Below are 15522 nucleotides of genomic sequence, written 5' to 3'. Positions count from 1 at the left end.
TGTAAGCTTTCACACCATACAATCCAAACAAGCAAGTAGAGGAGCTTTTTAAAAGCTTAGCTACTTGCTTGTTTTATGAGAACTTCATTGAAAAAGAAAGCTGGTGACAGAAACGTGGAGCGAACAAGACGCAAAAGAAGAAGAAGAGTTCGATGGGGCAGAGTGTTCTTTGCTTTGTTGTTCCTTTTTATTATCGTTGGGGGCATATACAGCTATTTCCAATATAAGCAAGGGCTATCGATAGCAAGCGATGGTAAATTTGCGGATGACGGCACGACATTTGAACAGTTTCAAGGCAGTCTCCCAAATAACGGAGAAGTAAATATGCTGCTGTTAGGAAGTGACTCGCGCGGGGAAAAGCATTCTCGTACAGACTCTATTTTAATTGCTCACTACGATTCTAAAAGCAAACACCCGAAAATTGTTTCTCTTATGAGGGATATGTACGTGGATATTCCAGGACACGGCAAGCAAAAGCTGAATGCTGCTTACGCGTTCGGAGGTCCTGAGCTGCTGCGTCAAACGATCAAACAAAATTTTGATATTGATATTAACTATTATGCAGTTGTGGACTTTGAAGGATTTTCAAAAATTGTAGATACGATTGCGCCTGATGGCATTGAAGTAACCGTGCCTCACGATATGTCTTCGGGAATTGGTATGACGCTTCACAAAGGTACCCAAGTTTTACACGGTGAACAGCTGCTTGGCTACGTACGTTTTCGCCATGATAACATGAGTGATTTTGGACGCGTTCAGCGTCAGCAAGAAGTCGTTTTAAAGCTCAAAGATGAAGTAGCAAGCCTAAACAGCGTGTTTAAAATACCGAAGCTTCTCGGCGTAATGGATCCTTACATCGATACAAATTTAGATACAAAAAGCATGATGCTTTTGGCTAAAGATGTGGTAACAGGAAACATGAAAGACGTTCAAAGCCTGCGACTGCCTTTAGACGGATCATTTGAAAACAAAACGTATAGCGGCGTTGGTATGGTGCTTGATATTGATTTAGATAAAAATAAAGAAGCGCTGCAAGAATTCTTAAATGACAAATAAAGAAAAGCCTCGAGACGCATGTCTCGAGGCTTTTTCTTTATACATAGACGATGATGCGTTTGAATGACGTAATTAAACTGGTCACTATACCAGAGCATACAACAATGAATAATGAATAAATAGCTGTATCGTTTTGAAGCAGTAAAATACCTGAAATAATAATAGATGCGTCAATCACTAAAATGATGATGCCAGGGTTTAACGATAACCATTTCGCAAGTATCAGAGAAAATAAGTCGACCCCGCCTTGACTTGCGTGCTGCCGGAGCATGATGCCAGTTCCGATTCCGTTAAAAATGCCTCCAAGGCAAGCGCTTAAGATAATGGGAAGGTGAAAAATCCCGTGAAGCGGAAACAGCAAATCAATCATAACGGCTGAGAGAACCATGCCATAGATAGCATTTAAAAAATAAGAGCGGTTAAAACCTAGAGCGAGAAGGTAAATCGGCAAGTTTAAGCAAAAAATCATCACGCCTACTTTATAGCCAAGTAAATAATTAATGATTAAGCTAATTCCCGTAATGCCTCCTGTTACAAGCTGAAGCGGAAGAATAAAAACGTTAATTCCAATACTAACAAACACACTGCCAATTCCAATTGCAATTAATTTTTTGTACATGCTGTCTCATCCTTGTCTATGAATCTCTTTATATGTATATGAAGACAAGCAGAGTTTCAGCACAAAGACTGCTTCAGAAACGATAATGCACGGATTAAATATATGTAAAGGAAGCTGTTTCGCAATGCAAATGTGTTGCATAAACATTCTTCACCATAGACAATAAGAATTAACGAAGAAGGTAAATGGAGGAGAAAAAATTGATCGTTCGAAAAGCTAGAGAAGAAGAAACATCATCTATTGAAACAGTAACGCTTGCTGCTTATGAGCAATATGCAGCTGTAAAATCGGAAGCACACTGGAAAAGATATCGAAAGGGAATTTTACATACCCTGAGTGAAGAAAAGAAATTTGAATGCATGGTAGCTGAAATCGATGGAGAAATGGCAGGAAGCGTTTTGTTTTATCCGCCGAATATGGATGTATATGGAGGGTTATTAAAACCATTTCCATGGGCTGAAATTCGTCTGCTGGCAGTTGCTCCATCTCATCGCCGAAAAGGAGTCGCCAATGCGCTTCTTGAAGCGTGTGAAAAAAAATCTCGGGAGCTAGGGTGTTCTTATTTAGGTTTACATACAGATCATTCAATGGAACATGCCATTAAGCTGTACACTAAAAGAGGTTACGTCCGCTTTCCTGATAACGATTTTTATCCGGTAAAAGATTTGCACGTTATGGCATTTAGAAAATCAGTTTAATAAAAAAGCCTTTGAAATTATTGATTTCAAAGGCTTTTTTGAGATTCTGAATTTAAAATGACAAAAGCGAGAAAAAGAATAGCAGAAGCTAGCCAAATTGCTTTTGTTCCGAGGGTGAAAGTAGAAATAGAGCCTAACAATGCACCACTTAAAAAAGAGAGGATAATGGCCGTAAAACGAAGGCACTGATAAGCAGCATTTTCGTCGCGTTTGAATATAGCATAGTATGCTGCTTGAGAAGCAGTACGAAGGTTTCCAGTTGTCATTGTTGTATTATATGACCATTTTATCAAAGTTCTAAATGAAGAAACTTGAAGAGCAGCAACAAATGAAATTGTTACTGTAACCAACATATTAGGAACACTAGACGGTAAAAAACCAACGATAATGAGTACGACAATTTCTAAAAGCAATACAATACGAGAAGTATCAGGGAGTACAGATACAAATCGCGGCTGCTTAAATGTTTCGGTTACAGCAACGCCTAGGATAAAGGCTAAAATAGGCGGAATATGAAGAAAAGCTTCTGTCCATTGACCTTGTGCTGCCTTTACACCTAATAAAACGATATTTCCACTTTGTGCATTTGCAAATACTCCGTTTCTGCTTATATACGTATAAGCATCAAGAAAACCTCCCACAATAGCTAACAAAATTCCAAGGATAACTGAATTTGCCGTTGCAGCTTTTTTGAATCGTTTCGTTAATTGTAAAAAGTAAGATGATTTGTTTGTGAGCATGTCTTCTTTCTGCCTCCTGAAAATCTAAGGTGCATTATCTAGTATAAGCAAAAAATCGGCTTTTCTTCAATTGCTGTGACTCCATGTAAAAAAGATAGGGAAGATCCCTATCTTTTTTGTCATTTATATAACGTGACGATTCCAGTGGCGGTGAGCTGAAACAGCTTCAATAAATTCATCTGTAAAACGTGTAGAATCTCCAGTTACGACACCGGGACTACTATCTAAGCCAGCAGCTTTTAGCCACTTAACACCTTCATCTGTGGCGCCAATTGGTTTAAAATGCTCGAATGCTTCTTGAGCAAACGTCAGTGCTTCTTTACGAAACTTCTCATCAGCTGACGAACTTCCGACAACATAAACCGCATCGAATAAGACAGAATCACTTGTTAAGAACGTGTGCTGTACTTCAAGTTCTGACCCGTCTGTTCCTTTTACGTTTTGGAGGGTTGTGCTTACAATTTCAGGCTGAATGCCCTGTTGTTTTAAACTGTTTAACACTTGTGGTAGGTCACCGCTAAAGTCATTAGCTACAATGACAGCTACTTTACGCGTATTCGGCTTTTTAATCGTCTGTTCCTGACTAAGAGCCGGAGACGACTTGGTCACTGGCGCGTCTTCTCCTGATGGAGGCGTTGCACCAATCGCTTGTGCCACTTGTTTAGCTAGCACTGTACTGACGTTGGCAAACATATCAACAACCTGTTGCTGAACAGACTTGCTTTTCACTTTTCCAAGCTCAAAGCTGAAAGCACTGATAATATGCTCTTTTTCAGGGTCGCTCATGCTATTCCAAAATAGCGTTGCCTGTGAAAAGTGGTCTTTAAAACTTTCGCTTCGGCTTCGAACTTTTCTTCCTTCCACTTTTTCCTGATAGTGAGAATAACCGCCCTCTGACTCTGGTACAGGAGACGGCGTATTGGCTGCAAGAGAGTTTCTGTGATAGCTGACAGGCCCTTTGTTAATCGTTTGACGTCCGTAACCGTCGCGTTGATTGTTATGAAACGGGCACACTGGACGGTTGATTGGAAGTTCATGAAAATTCGGGCCGCCAAGACGAATAAGCTGGGTATCCGTGTATGAAAACAATCTTCCTTGTAAGAGAGGATCATTGGAAAAATCAATTCCCGGTACTACATGCCCCGGATGGAATGCGACTTGTTCCGTTTCGGCAAATACGTTGTCTACATTTCGATTTAAGGTCATTTTTCCAACCAATTTGACGGGAATGTCTTCTTCTGGCCAAAGCTTAGTTGGATCGAGAATGTCAAAGTCGAATTTAAATTCATCTTCCTCAGCTATGATTTGAAGCCCTAGCTCATATTCAGGATAGTCTCCGTTTTCAATTGACTCCCATAAATCGCGGCGATGAAAATCAGGGTCTTTCCCAGAAATGGTTTGAGCTTCGTCCCAAACAAGGGAATGCGTTCCGAGCACAGGCTTCCAGTGGAATTTGACAAAATTAGCTTTTCCTTCTGCATTAACTAAGCGAAAAGTATGTACGCCGAAGCCTTCCATCATACGTAAGCTGCGAGGAATTGCGCGGTCTGACATTGACCACATGACCATGTGAGCGGACTCTTGGTTATTGGCGACAAAATCCCAAAACGTATCATGTGCTGAAGCCGCCTGCGGCATTTCGTTGTGTGGCTCAGGCTTAACAGCGTGAATTAAATCAGGGAATTTAATCGCATCTTGGATAAAGAACACGGGAATGTTATTTCCAACTAAGTCATAGTTTCCTTCTTCTGTATAAAATTTCGTTGCAAAACCACGTGCGTCGCGAACCGTTTCAGCTGAACCTTTAGAACCTGCTACAGTAGAGAAACGGACAAATACAGGTGTTTTTACAGACGGATTCTGTAAAAAATTAGCTTTTGTATATTCGCTGAGCGAGTCATACAGCTCAAATTCTCCGTGAGCAGCGAAGCCTCGTGCATGAACGATGCGTTCAGGAATGCGCTCGTGGTCAAAATGCGTCATTTTTTCACGGAAATGAAAGTCTTCCATAAGGGTTGGACCACGTTCGCCTGCTTTTAAAGAAAATTCATCTTCGGAAAGCTTTAACCCTTGATTGGTTGTGAGCGCTTGGTTTCGATCGTCTGTTTTAAACTGCTCGAGCTGTTCTTGCTTGCTTTTTTCATTTACAGGGTGCTTTTTTGTCATATTTGTTTTCCTCCTTGACCTTCAATGGATAATCATTACAAAATGTGTACCCTGTCAAAAGTTGACGCAAACAGAAATGTTGGAATTTTTTCGTAGGAAATCCGTTATTTTCTTGTTATGATTATGAATAAGTATTCATAAATACAAAAATAAAAGGAGAGGGGATACATAGATGAAAACACGGGTAACAGATTTATTAGGAATTCAATATCCAATTGTACAAGGAGGTCTAGCGTATTTAGCGTACGCAGAACTTGCGGCTGCTGTCTCAAATGCAGGCGGACTTGGACAAATTACAGCTATGACGCTCCAAACACCTGAGAAACTTCGAGCTGAAATTAAGAAAGTACGTTCTTTAACTGAGCGTCCTTTTGGCGTTAATTTTGCTGTTGGAGGTCAAACAGAAGGTTCTTATAAAGAACTTCTCGATGCAGCAGTAGAAGAAGGTGTTCCGGTTATTTCCATAACAGGAGCAAATCCCGCACCTATTTTTGAAAGATTAAAAGGAACGGGAATTAAAACGCTCGTACTTGTAGCCAACGTACGTCAAGCTCAAAAAGCTGAGAAGCTAGGAGCAGATGCTGTCATGGCAGTAGGGCAAGAAGCCGGAGGACATATCGGACGTGAGGATCTAGGCACAATGGTATTAATTCCTCGAGTAGCTGCGGCTGTGTCAATTCCGGTCTTGGCAAGCGGAGGGATTGGAAACGGACAAGGATTATTGGCAGCGTTATCATTAGGCGCTGAAGGGATAGAAATGGGAACACGTTTTATCGCGACAAAAGAATGTGTAGATGCCCATGATGCGTATAAACAAGCTATTGTAGAAGCAAAAGAAACGGATACTGTGGTTATTAAACGTTCGTTCGGGGCACCTGGACGCGTATTGAAGTCCCACTACACTCTTGACATTATTAAGCGTGAGGAGCAAGGAGAGAGATACGAAGAGTTAAAAGACGTCATTAGCGGAGGGGCAAACTGCCGGTATATTTATGAAAATAAAATCGATGAAGGCTATGGATGGGCAGGCCAAGTCGTTGGACTGATTGACAGTATCCTAACGGTGCAAGAGCTGTTTGACAGTATGATAGAAGAAGTGCACGCCGGTTCTAAACGACTGTTGAGTATAGTAGAAAAGAAGTAGAGATACAAGCCGTCATACTGCAGCAATTGTTTGCATATTTATAATCTATATCTCTGAATGAGGTGAGAGAATGAAAAGAATGCGAGCATTTGCTATTGTGACGTTTCTAGTAGTAGGTTCAGGATATGCAGTTTTTATTAAAAAAGAAGAAGTGTCAAAAACAGAACAAGCACAAGCATACGAAGAGGCAAAACCTGTTATTAAACAAATGGACAAACTGGATATTTGGCATAAAATCAGCGGCGGTTTAACTGAAGCGGGCTATGAATCAAGGGGTGTGAATTCTTCCCTTTATTCAAAAGACAGAGTAGAGCTGGATGTGTATATGGAGCCTTCCGTTTCAGCTGATGCCAAAACGCAAGAAACGATTAAACAAATGGTATATAAAATACTGGAAGAAAATAAATTTCAGCAAAAGGCCTTTCATGTAACAATTAAATTCCTGCCCGAAAAACAAGCAAAATAGACTTGTCTCGGCCAGGAATTTTTTTTATTAAAATGCTTTTTCATTGGCTGCTGGAATACTCTCAGGGAGAGAAATTTCAGCATTTTTGGGCTGATACGTAATTTTTCCGTCCAGCACATCATTGGCTTTTTGTAGGTCTAATAAATTTTCCCATCTTGCGATAACAAAAGCAGCTACCGCATAGCCAATAATATTGACCGTTGTCCGGTAATTACCCATAAAGCGATCAGGAGCGAGCATCAGAGCAACGGCTGCTACCGGAATGGATCCGGTTGCTGCTGCGGTAGCAGAAAGAGCAACAAAGGCTGATCCTGGAATGCCAGCCATTCCTTTAGACGTAAGAAGCAGGACCCCAAGCATTAAAAGCTGATCTGTCAGGCTCAAGTCCACGCCCGTTGCTTGTGCTAAAAAGACAAGAGCAAGAGACAGGTAGATAGAAGCACCGTCTAGATTAAACGAATAGCCCGTAGGCACAACAAGGCCAACGACTGCTTTGTTGCATCCTGCTTGTTCAAATTTATCCATGAGCTGCGGCATAACGGCTTCAGTAGAACCCGTAGCAAATGCCAGCATAATTTCTTCTCGTATATATAGAATAACTTTCCACAAGCTTAATTTTAAATAGGTTCGTAAAATAACAGCTAAAACAAGAACAAATGCTAGACAAGCAATTGTCATAGCGATAAATAGCTTTCCAAATGCAGCAAGTGTTCCAAGGCCGTACTGACTAACCGCAAATGCCATGGCGCTAAACGTGGCAAGAGCCGTTAACTTCATGATGTATCCCATAATTTTAAATAACACATCATTTACTTTTTCTAATACGTGTAGAAGGGTCTCCGCTGTTTTTCCACCTATATGGACAAGAGCGATTCCGAACAAACACGAAATTAAAAGCACTTGAAGCATGGAGTTGTTTGAAAAAGCACCAACTGCACTGTCTGGAATCATATTAAGAAAAAAATCACCTTCGCTCGGAAGTTCGGAGCCGTTTGTCTTCGCGTCCACTTCAGTTGTGCTTAAGCTTGAAGGATCAACATTCATACCGGCGCCGGGGTTCATTACGTTTGCTACTAATAGACCGATAAGTAGAGCGAATGTTGTGACAATTTCGAAGTAAAGAATGGTTTTTCCACCGATACGCCCAACTGTTTTAATGTTTCCAACCTTGGCAATTCCGACAACGACTACCCCAAAGATAAGAGGAGCAATCAGCATTTTGATGAGCTTAATAAAACCGTCTCCAATCGGTTTCACAGCATTTCCAAAGCTTGGCCATAGATATCCTACGGCTACGCCAAGTACAATTGCCATCATAATTTGAAAGAAAAGACCTTTATAAAAAGGTTTTTTCTTACTTTTTGCCGCTGTTTGTGTCATGTGTTCTCCCTTCGTCGTACAATTTTTTTGATGTTACAATAGATGTTATGTTTTTTTACATTTTAACGTAAGGTTGTTTGAGGTGTCATTGGTCTCTTTGACTAAAATTCAATAAAGATATTAGTTGAAGTGTATAAGAAGGGAAGAGGGTGGTTTAAAACATTATTATTTTTAATGTAGATCTTTAAAAAAACTAATAAAAAGCACATGCAAAGGCATGTGCTTTTTATTTATTAAATTAGTTTAATTCCGCTAATTAAAATGATGGTCGCCATAATGGCTTGAAGCGGTCTTGAAGGCACTTTCGTTGATAAACGGCTTCCGAGTAACACACCCGGAATAGATCCAGTTAATAGGTTAGCAGTCAACATATAATCAACGCTTCCAAAGCTTGCATTTAAAATACCAGCCACCGTAACGAGAAGAAACGCATGTGCAATATCAGTACCAACCAGCTCAGATGTTTTTAACTTAAATAAGTACAGCATTGCAATGGCAAATAATGAGCCAGAACCAATCGATGTTAGTCCGACAATGAACCCAAAGACTACGCCAATTCCGATTGTTAATCCTTTTTTCTGATTTAAGTCCATTTCCTGAAACCGATTTGGGCGAATTAATTTATCAAAAAAGACGCGAAAGATAATTGAGATGGCAACCAGCGTCATGACGTACCCGAGAGCGTGCTTAATAATCGTTTCTTGATGCTCGTGAAAAGATGGGAATGCATGAAGTGTGACAATAGCCAGCACAGCGCTCGGAATACTTCCGAAAGCTAAATATTTTGCTAATTTAAAGTTAATGGTTCGCTGTTTGTAGTGCTGAGCGACTCCGAATAATTTTGTGATAGAATTGTAGACAAGATCTGTTCCTACGGCAATGGAAGGGTTAATGCCGAGTACAATCAGTAAAGGTGTTAATAAAGCGGCACCTCCAACCCCCGTTAAGCCTACAAGGGTTCCAACGAATAATCCCATTAAGGTAATTGATAGTTCCATATTTTGTCCTCCTACTCTCAAAACCAAGTACATTGATCTGATTATAGAGCATTGTAACTCATATGTAAATAAAATTCTGAATATTTTTAGTGAAGTTGAAAAGGTTTTCTTAGTCTTCACTATTTTAGGGAACGGACGATAAAGTCATAGGAAGTTATAAAAAAGTAAATAGAATACGTTTATTTATCTATGATTACGCTCTAATTTGTGTTACAAATGTAAATGCAATAAAAGAGTTTATTTTTATCTCATTTGAAAGACCGGTGAATGCATGAGTTTTGTTACGAAAGATTTGTTAATTAATTTTTTATTTATTTTATTGGCGCTGTTTTTAGTGCAGATGTTTTATTTGATCAAGTATGCTAAAAAAGTTCATTGGTGGAAAGATCACTATATCGCGGTATTTCCGATTTTAGCTATTACCTTTTGCCTTTTGTTTCCGGTTAACGGAGCTTATGTCCCGGATGACTATCGAATGGATTTACGAAGAATTCCTTATATTTTAGGAACGTTATATGGAGGCTGGCCGCTAGGAAGCTTGCTTTTTGTCTTTATTTTACTGCTGCGCTTGCTAATTGGCGGGTACGATGTAGGGTTTTTATCAACATTAATTGCTCTTCCGATTTTATCCATTCCTTTATTTTTCATAACAAAATACTTTTTACATTTCTCATTAAAAAATAGAATTATCGTGAGCACCTGTCTTAGTGTAATTGGTTCTTTATTAGCTATGCTTGTATCTATTTTTGTCTTACACGTAACAAGCATTCCTATTAGCGTGTGGGTTCAGTTCGCTGTTTTAGATGTGGCAGGCATGTTTGTGATTACCATACTGTGGGAAGCGATACGGGCAAATTTATTAGTGCTGCAGCGCCTAATGAAAGCAGAAAAGCTAGAAATTGTCAGTCATTTAGCTGCCAGCATCTCTCATGAGGTGCGAAATCCTCTAACTGCAAGCAGAGGATTTATGCAAATGCTGCAAGAAGATGAAAAAGAACCTGCTAAAAAACGCTACATTTCGATTGCTATTAATGAACTAGACCGCGCAAAAGAAATCATTGATGATTACTTGCTATTTGCCAATTCCGCTCCAGAACGAAATGAAAAAATGAATATGTCAGAAGAAATTCATCACGTCACCCATATTATGACGCCTCTTGCCAATATGAACGGAGTCGCGATTGATTTTACATTCGATGAAGAAGTGAAGTTCTTCGTAATGGGAGAAAGAAGAAAGCTTCAGCAGTGTCTAATCAACTTATTTAAAAATAGTATTGAAGCCATGCAAAACGGAGGCACGTTAACTATTAAAGTAGGAAAAGAAGGCGGAGTTGTGATCGTTGATATTATGGATACAGGCTGCGGTATGACGCAAGAACAAATCAACCGGTTAGGTGAACCGTATTTTACAACAAAAGAAAAAGGTACGGGGCTTGGAATGATGGTATCTTTCAGTATTATTCATTATATGAAGGGAAAAGTAAGTGTGTCTAGCGTAAAAGGAAAAGAAACGTGCTTTTCACTTCAATTTCCCCTTTGTGAGTAAAGAGCAGCTTTAGGGCTGCTCTTTTTATATGCAAAAATTTTAAAAATAGATAAAAGTAAACTGATTATTAAAAAAGTATTGAATTTAAGAAATGAAAGCGTTACAATCTATTTAAAGTTATCCGAAACGTTTTGGAGGAATTTTGATTGACAACGATTAAAGATATAGCGCGAGTTGCCGGCGTATCTGTAACAACGGTGTCTCGGGCTTTAAATGGTTATTCAGATGTAAATGAAAAAACAAGGCAAAAGATTGCAGCCGTAGCAAGAGAGCTTGACTATAGCCCCAATACGTTAGCTCGAGGATTGGTTATGCAAAAGTCAAAGACAATTGGACTACTAGTTTCAGGCATCAGCAGAGAGAGCGTAAAAGATAATTTCACGTTTGAAGTATTGTGCGGTGTAAATGAGCGTGCATCTACTTTGGGGTATGACTTGATTTTATTTAATACAAACACGATGATGCAGCGAGAAAAAACGTATACTCAGCTTTGTCGAGAGCGAAGAGTGGACGGGGCAATTATTCAGGGCATCAAAAAAGAAGATCCTTATTTAAAAGAAGTAGTAGAAAGCGATATTCCTTGTGTTTTAGTTGATATTCCCGTCCATTCTAGTTCAGTAGGCTATGTCACCACCGATAATGCCTTGGGAGCTAAAAAAGCGGTTGAACATTTAGCGAGTCTTGGCCATCAGCATATTGGGATGATTAACGGACATGAAGACGCATTTGTCAGCCAAGAACGTCTCAATGGATACAGACAAGCCCTCAAAGAATGCGGTTTGTCGTTTCGGTCTGAATGGGTTGTAAGCGGAAAGTTTGAAGAAAAGAAAGCAGAGAAAGCTGCCAGTGAGCTTTTAAATAAGTATGAAGAGCTCACCGCTATTTTTTGTGCAAGTGATTTAATGGCACTGGGAGCATTAAAAGCATGCAAAGAACTTGGCCTTGATGTACCAAAAGACGTTTCGATTGTCGGATATGATAATATTGTTCTTGCTTCTTACTCGTCTCCAAATTTGACGACTGTAGGGCAGGAAGTATATCAGATTGGCTATGAAGCTGCAGATTTACTAATTGAGATGCTAGAAGGAAAAGAAACAAATATGAAGCGTTATCTTGATACACAGCTGATTATTCGAGAATCAACAGCTAAAAACCACGGCTAGTGGTTTTTATATAATGTAAAAACCGAAACGTTTCGGTTTTGTGTTTCGTTTTTCCAAAACGTTTCGGTGAAATTTAGGGGGATGGAAATGGATTACCGTGTGATTAAAGAAAATGACTTATTTTTACTAACAGATCAAGCAGGAAATATCACTGAAAACCATCAGTATGGTTTAGGGCTATATATGAAAGATACGCGTTTTTTGAGCAAATTTCATTTGAAAATTAACGGTACAGATCCTGTGTTATTGTCCTCAAGTGCCGACGAAAACCTGTTAGCCACAATTCTTCTTACTAATCCGCATATGGAAAAAGAAGGAGAACTATCGCTGTGGCGAGAGTCTGTAGAAATAGAAAGAAAGCGCTTTATATATGAGGGTATTTTCTATGAAAAAATAAAATTGAAAAGTTATTTTCCGAAAAAAATTGCTTTTACATTAAGCATCCAAGCAGATGTCGATTTTAACGATATGTTTATCGTAAGAGGTTTTCAAACTGGAAATGTCGGAAAACGAACAGGGCAAATAAAAGGGGAAAGCAGTTTAATATATACATACGAAGGATCAGATGATATCAAGCGTTCGACACGGATTTCTTGGGATAAAAAAGCCTCACACGTGTATGAACAAGGAGAGGTTATGTTTTCTTTCGAACTGAACCATCAGGAAGAAGAAGAAATTACATTAATGGTTCAGCCGCAAATGGGCGAAGACATCAATGAAAATATTTTATCAGCTGGTGAAGCATTTAGTTTACTAACGCAGTCATATAAAAAGTGGGAAAAATCTTCTACAAAAGTGACAACCGATCATCCGACAATGCAGCGCCTTATTACAAGAGGACTTAACGACCTGCGCGTACTGCTAACGGATGTAGGGTTCGGTGCTTTTCCTGTAGCTGGATTGCCTTGGTTTGGTGTGCCATTTGGAAGGGATAGTCTAATTGCAGCGCTTCAAATGCTGGCTTTTAATCCGGAAGTAGCAAAAGGAACGCTACGTACTATGGCAGCATATCAAGGAACGGCAAATGATCCATGGCGTGATGAACAGCCGGGTAAAATTATGCATGAAATACGTTACGGAGAACTAGCCAACACAAATCAAATACCTTTTACTCCATATTACGGAACAGTTGACGCGACACCATTATTTTTAATTTTGTTAACGGAATATGTGAAGTGGACAGGAGACTTCGAGTTTGTAAAAGAAATGCAAATGACTGTCGATGGAGCTTTGACATGGATCAATGAATATGGAGATCGAGACGGTGATTTATTTCTTGAATACCATCAAGAATCAAGTAAAGGAATTGCTAACCAAGGATGGAAAGACTCAGGGGATTCTGTTGTCCATCGCAGCGGTGAATATGCAAAAACTCCTATTGCTTTAGTGGAAGTACAAGGCTACGTATATCAAGCGAAAATGGGTATTGCTTCTTTGTATGATCAGTTAAACAAAACAAATGAAGCAAATAGTTTACGTGAAGAAGCTGAGCTGCTGCGTAAAAAGTTCAATGAAGCCTTTTGGATGGAAGACGTGTCATTCTATGCCATTGCACTTGATGAACATAAACATCAAGTAGGAACGATTACGTCAAATCCAGGTCATGTACTTTTAGCCGAGATGATGGATGAGGAGAAGCTGAACAAAGTAGCGGAAAGGCTAGTATCAGAATCTATGTTTTCGGGATATGGAATTCGTACAATGGCAGAAGGAGAAGCGGGTTATAATCCAATGAGTTATCATGACGGGAGCATTTGGCCGCACGATAATAGTTTAATTGTTCTCGGTTTGAGTAAAGCGAACAAGCAAACAGAAGTCAATAAAGTGATAAAAGGGCTGGTTGATGCAGCTGAGCATTTTGAATACGACCGCCTTCCAGAGTTATTCTGCGGCTATTCAAGTAACCTTGGCAAGCCTGTCAAATATCCCGTTGCCTGCTCACCTCAAGCTTGGGCAGCTGGCACGCCTTTAGCTTTCGTACAGGCGATGCTAAGACTGTTTCCTGATAGTACAGCAGGTACTATACAGATAAATCCTTTGCTCATAGACGATATGAATGAAATCTCTGTAGAAAACCTTGTGATTGGCAGTGGGAAACTTTCATTAACGGTTAAAAAAGAAGAAAGCGAAACTATTATTTACGTGAAAGAAAATACGACAAAATACGAGCTTCTATCTCAATGTAAGGTAAGAAATTATGTAGGTTAATGTGTTACTTCGACCGCGGCTTATTAAGCGTCAATTAATAAGCCGCAGGTCAATGAAATGAAAGGAGACAGCTAATGAAGAAGTGGATACTCGCTTTAAGTTTGGTTCTGGCAGTGGCTGGAGCAGCTTTAACTGGATGTTCAAATGTACAAGAAGTTTCCGGGGAAAATGGTCAAGTCGAAATTGTATTAGCCGGCTGGGGAGGCAACCCAACAGAGACGAAGCTGCTTAATCAAACTATTCAAGACTTTGAAAAACTTCATCCATCAATTCATGTGAAGCATGAAGTAATCACTGATCAATACATGGATATTCTAAAAACGCGTTTAATAGGTGGAAATGGTCCAGATGTTTTTTATCTTGATGCACTTGAAGCGCCGGGTCTTATTAATACAGGGGTTTTAGAACCTTTAAATTCTTATGTAAAATCTGATTTTGATGTTCAGGATTTTGAGAAACCATTATTGAAAGCGTTTCAAAAAAATGGAGAGACTTATGGTTTTCCAAAAGATTACTCCACATTAGGCTTATTTTACAACAAAAAGCTATTTAAAGAAGCAGGAGTAGAAGTACCAAAAACATGGGATGAGTTTAAAGAAGTTTCAAAAGTATTTAAAAAGAAAGGGATTCAAGCGTTTGGTGTCACGCCGGAATTAGCGCGTATCTTCTACATGGCGCAGGCAAACGGAGGAGACGTTGTAAAGAACAATAAGGCAAACTTTGCTACGAAAGAAGTCGTGGATTCTCTTCAGCCGCTCATCGATCAGCATTTAAAAGATAAAACGTCTGTACAGCCCTCTGATGTAGGCGCGAATTCAGGTACGGACATGTTTGCACAACAAAAAGTAGCTATGGTGATTGAAGGAAATTGGATGATTCCATTTTTACAGGAGTCCTTCCCAAAACTTGATTACGGTACAGCGGAAGTTCCGACAATAAACGGTCACAAAAATACGATGGCATTTACGGTCGCGTATGTAATGAATGCTGACTCAAAAAAGAAAAAAGCATCTTGGGAGCTCATTCAGTACTTAACCGGGAAAGAAGGAATGGAAACTTGGACAAGTAAGGGTTATGCATTGCCAACAAGAAAATCCGTAGCGGATAAGCTTGGTTTTGCTGAAGACGAAAAACGAGGTCCATTAGTAAAAGGAGCTGCTTATGCAACTGTCTGGCAAGATGGTCCGTATTTGCCTATTATCATGAATAACTTTAATAACCAGTTTTTAAGCGCCTTTTTGGGACAAAGTGATTTAGAGACAGCTTTGAAAAAAGCACAAAAGCAGGCAAATCAAGAGATTAGTATTTACGAATAAGGCTCGGCGGGGGAGTGGAGGA

At 39.6% G+C, this 15522-nt stretch carries 13 protein-coding genes; 8 read left to right on the top strand and 5 right to left on the bottom strand.

What is annotated here, in order from left to right; translation table 11 throughout:
• Positions 1–87: 87 nt before the first annotated feature.
• Positions 88–1056, top strand: a complete 969-nt coding sequence (locus ACMX9J_RS10650) for an LCP family protein (RefSeq protein WP_028415047.1) — start codon at positions 88–90, stop codon at positions 1054–1056.
• Positions 1057–1093: 37 nt separating this feature from the next.
• Here ACMX9J_RS10650 and ACMX9J_RS10645 read toward each other — a convergent pair whose 3' ends face one another.
• Positions 1094–1675, bottom strand: a complete 582-nt coding sequence (locus ACMX9J_RS10645) for a YitT family protein (RefSeq protein WP_033579900.1) — start codon at positions 1673–1675, stop codon at positions 1094–1096.
• Between the two features lie 200 nt (positions 1676–1875).
• Here ACMX9J_RS10645 and ACMX9J_RS10640 point away from each other — a divergent pair, with 200 nt between their 5' ends.
• Positions 1876–2373: a GNAT family N-acetyltransferase gene (locus ACMX9J_RS10640; protein ID WP_416225786.1), complete on the top strand. Its 498-nt coding sequence runs from the start codon at positions 1876–1878 to the stop codon at positions 2371–2373.
• Between the two features lie 26 nt (positions 2374–2399).
• Here the strand turns inward: ACMX9J_RS10640 and ACMX9J_RS10635 are convergent, their stop codons facing one another.
• Both ACMX9J_RS10635 and ACMX9J_RS10630 read right to left on the bottom strand, forming a co-directional pair.
• Entirely contained in the window at positions 2400–3113 is a 714-nt protein-coding gene (locus tag ACMX9J_RS10635; protein WP_034270598.1) for a YoaK family protein, read from the bottom strand.
• 123 nt (positions 3114–3236) lie between these two features.
• Positions 3237–5279, bottom strand: coding sequence for a catalase (locus tag ACMX9J_RS10630; protein ID WP_416225785.1), 2043 nt, complete (start codon positions 5277–5279; stop codon positions 3237–3239).
• Positions 5280–5451: 172 nt separating this feature from the next.
• Here ACMX9J_RS10630 and ACMX9J_RS10625 point away from each other — a divergent pair, with 172 nt between their 5' ends.
• Both ACMX9J_RS10625 and ACMX9J_RS10620 read left to right on the top strand, forming a co-directional pair.
• Complete coding sequence (locus tag ACMX9J_RS10625; RefSeq protein ID WP_416225784.1) at positions 5452–6423, top strand: NAD(P)H-dependent flavin oxidoreductase; 972 nt, start codon at positions 5452–5454, stop codon at positions 6421–6423.
• 70 nt (positions 6424–6493) lie between these two features.
• Complete coding sequence (locus ACMX9J_RS10620) at positions 6494–6889, top strand: hypothetical protein (RefSeq protein ID WP_416225783.1); 396 nt, start codon at positions 6494–6496, stop codon at positions 6887–6889.
• A 27-nt stretch (positions 6890–6916) separates the two neighbouring features.
• Here ACMX9J_RS10620 and ACMX9J_RS10615 read toward each other — a convergent pair whose 3' ends face one another.
• Positions 6917–8269, bottom strand: coding sequence for a cation:dicarboxylate symporter family transporter (locus ACMX9J_RS10615; RefSeq protein WP_416225782.1), 1353 nt, complete (start codon positions 8267–8269; stop codon positions 6917–6919).
• A 233-nt stretch (positions 8270–8502) separates the two neighbouring features.
• Positions 8503–9267 carry a sulfite exporter TauE/SafE family protein gene (locus ACMX9J_RS10610; protein ID WP_028415040.1) on the bottom strand — a complete coding sequence of 255 codons (765 nt, stop codon included), beginning with the start codon at positions 9265–9267 and terminating at the stop codon, positions 8503–8505.
• 271 nt (positions 9268–9538) lie between these two features.
• Between ACMX9J_RS10610 and ACMX9J_RS10605 the strand changes: the two genes are divergently transcribed.
• The 4 genes from ACMX9J_RS10605 (at position 9539) to ACMX9J_RS10590 (ending at position 15500) form a co-directional block, all read left to right on the top strand.
• Complete coding sequence (locus ACMX9J_RS10605; protein WP_416225781.1) at positions 9539–10813, top strand: ATP-binding protein; 1275 nt, start codon at positions 9539–9541, stop codon at positions 10811–10813.
• 146 nt (positions 10814–10959) lie between these two features.
• Positions 10960–11976, top strand: a complete 1017-nt coding sequence (locus ACMX9J_RS10600) for a LacI family DNA-binding transcriptional regulator (protein WP_028415038.1) — start codon at positions 10960–10962, stop codon at positions 11974–11976.
• Positions 11977–12063: 87 nt separating this feature from the next.
• Positions 12064–14184 carry an amylo-alpha-1,6-glucosidase gene (locus tag ACMX9J_RS10595; RefSeq protein WP_224980505.1) on the top strand — a complete coding sequence of 707 codons (2121 nt, stop codon included), beginning with the start codon at positions 12064–12066 and terminating at the stop codon, positions 14182–14184.
• Positions 14185–14258: 74 nt separating this feature from the next.
• A complete protein-coding gene (locus ACMX9J_RS10590; protein WP_028415036.1) occupies positions 14259–15500 on the top strand; it encodes an ABC transporter substrate-binding protein in 1242 nt (413 codons plus the stop codon).
• The last annotated feature ends 22 nt before the right edge of the window (positions 15501–15522 follow it).

Source organism: Priestia sp. RMT2NF4, from assembly GCF_047872835.1.
Lineage (GTDB): Bacteria > Bacillota > Bacilli > Bacillales > Bacillaceae_H > Priestia > Priestia zanthoxyli.
This window is presented reverse-complemented; position numbering and strand designations above follow the sequence as displayed.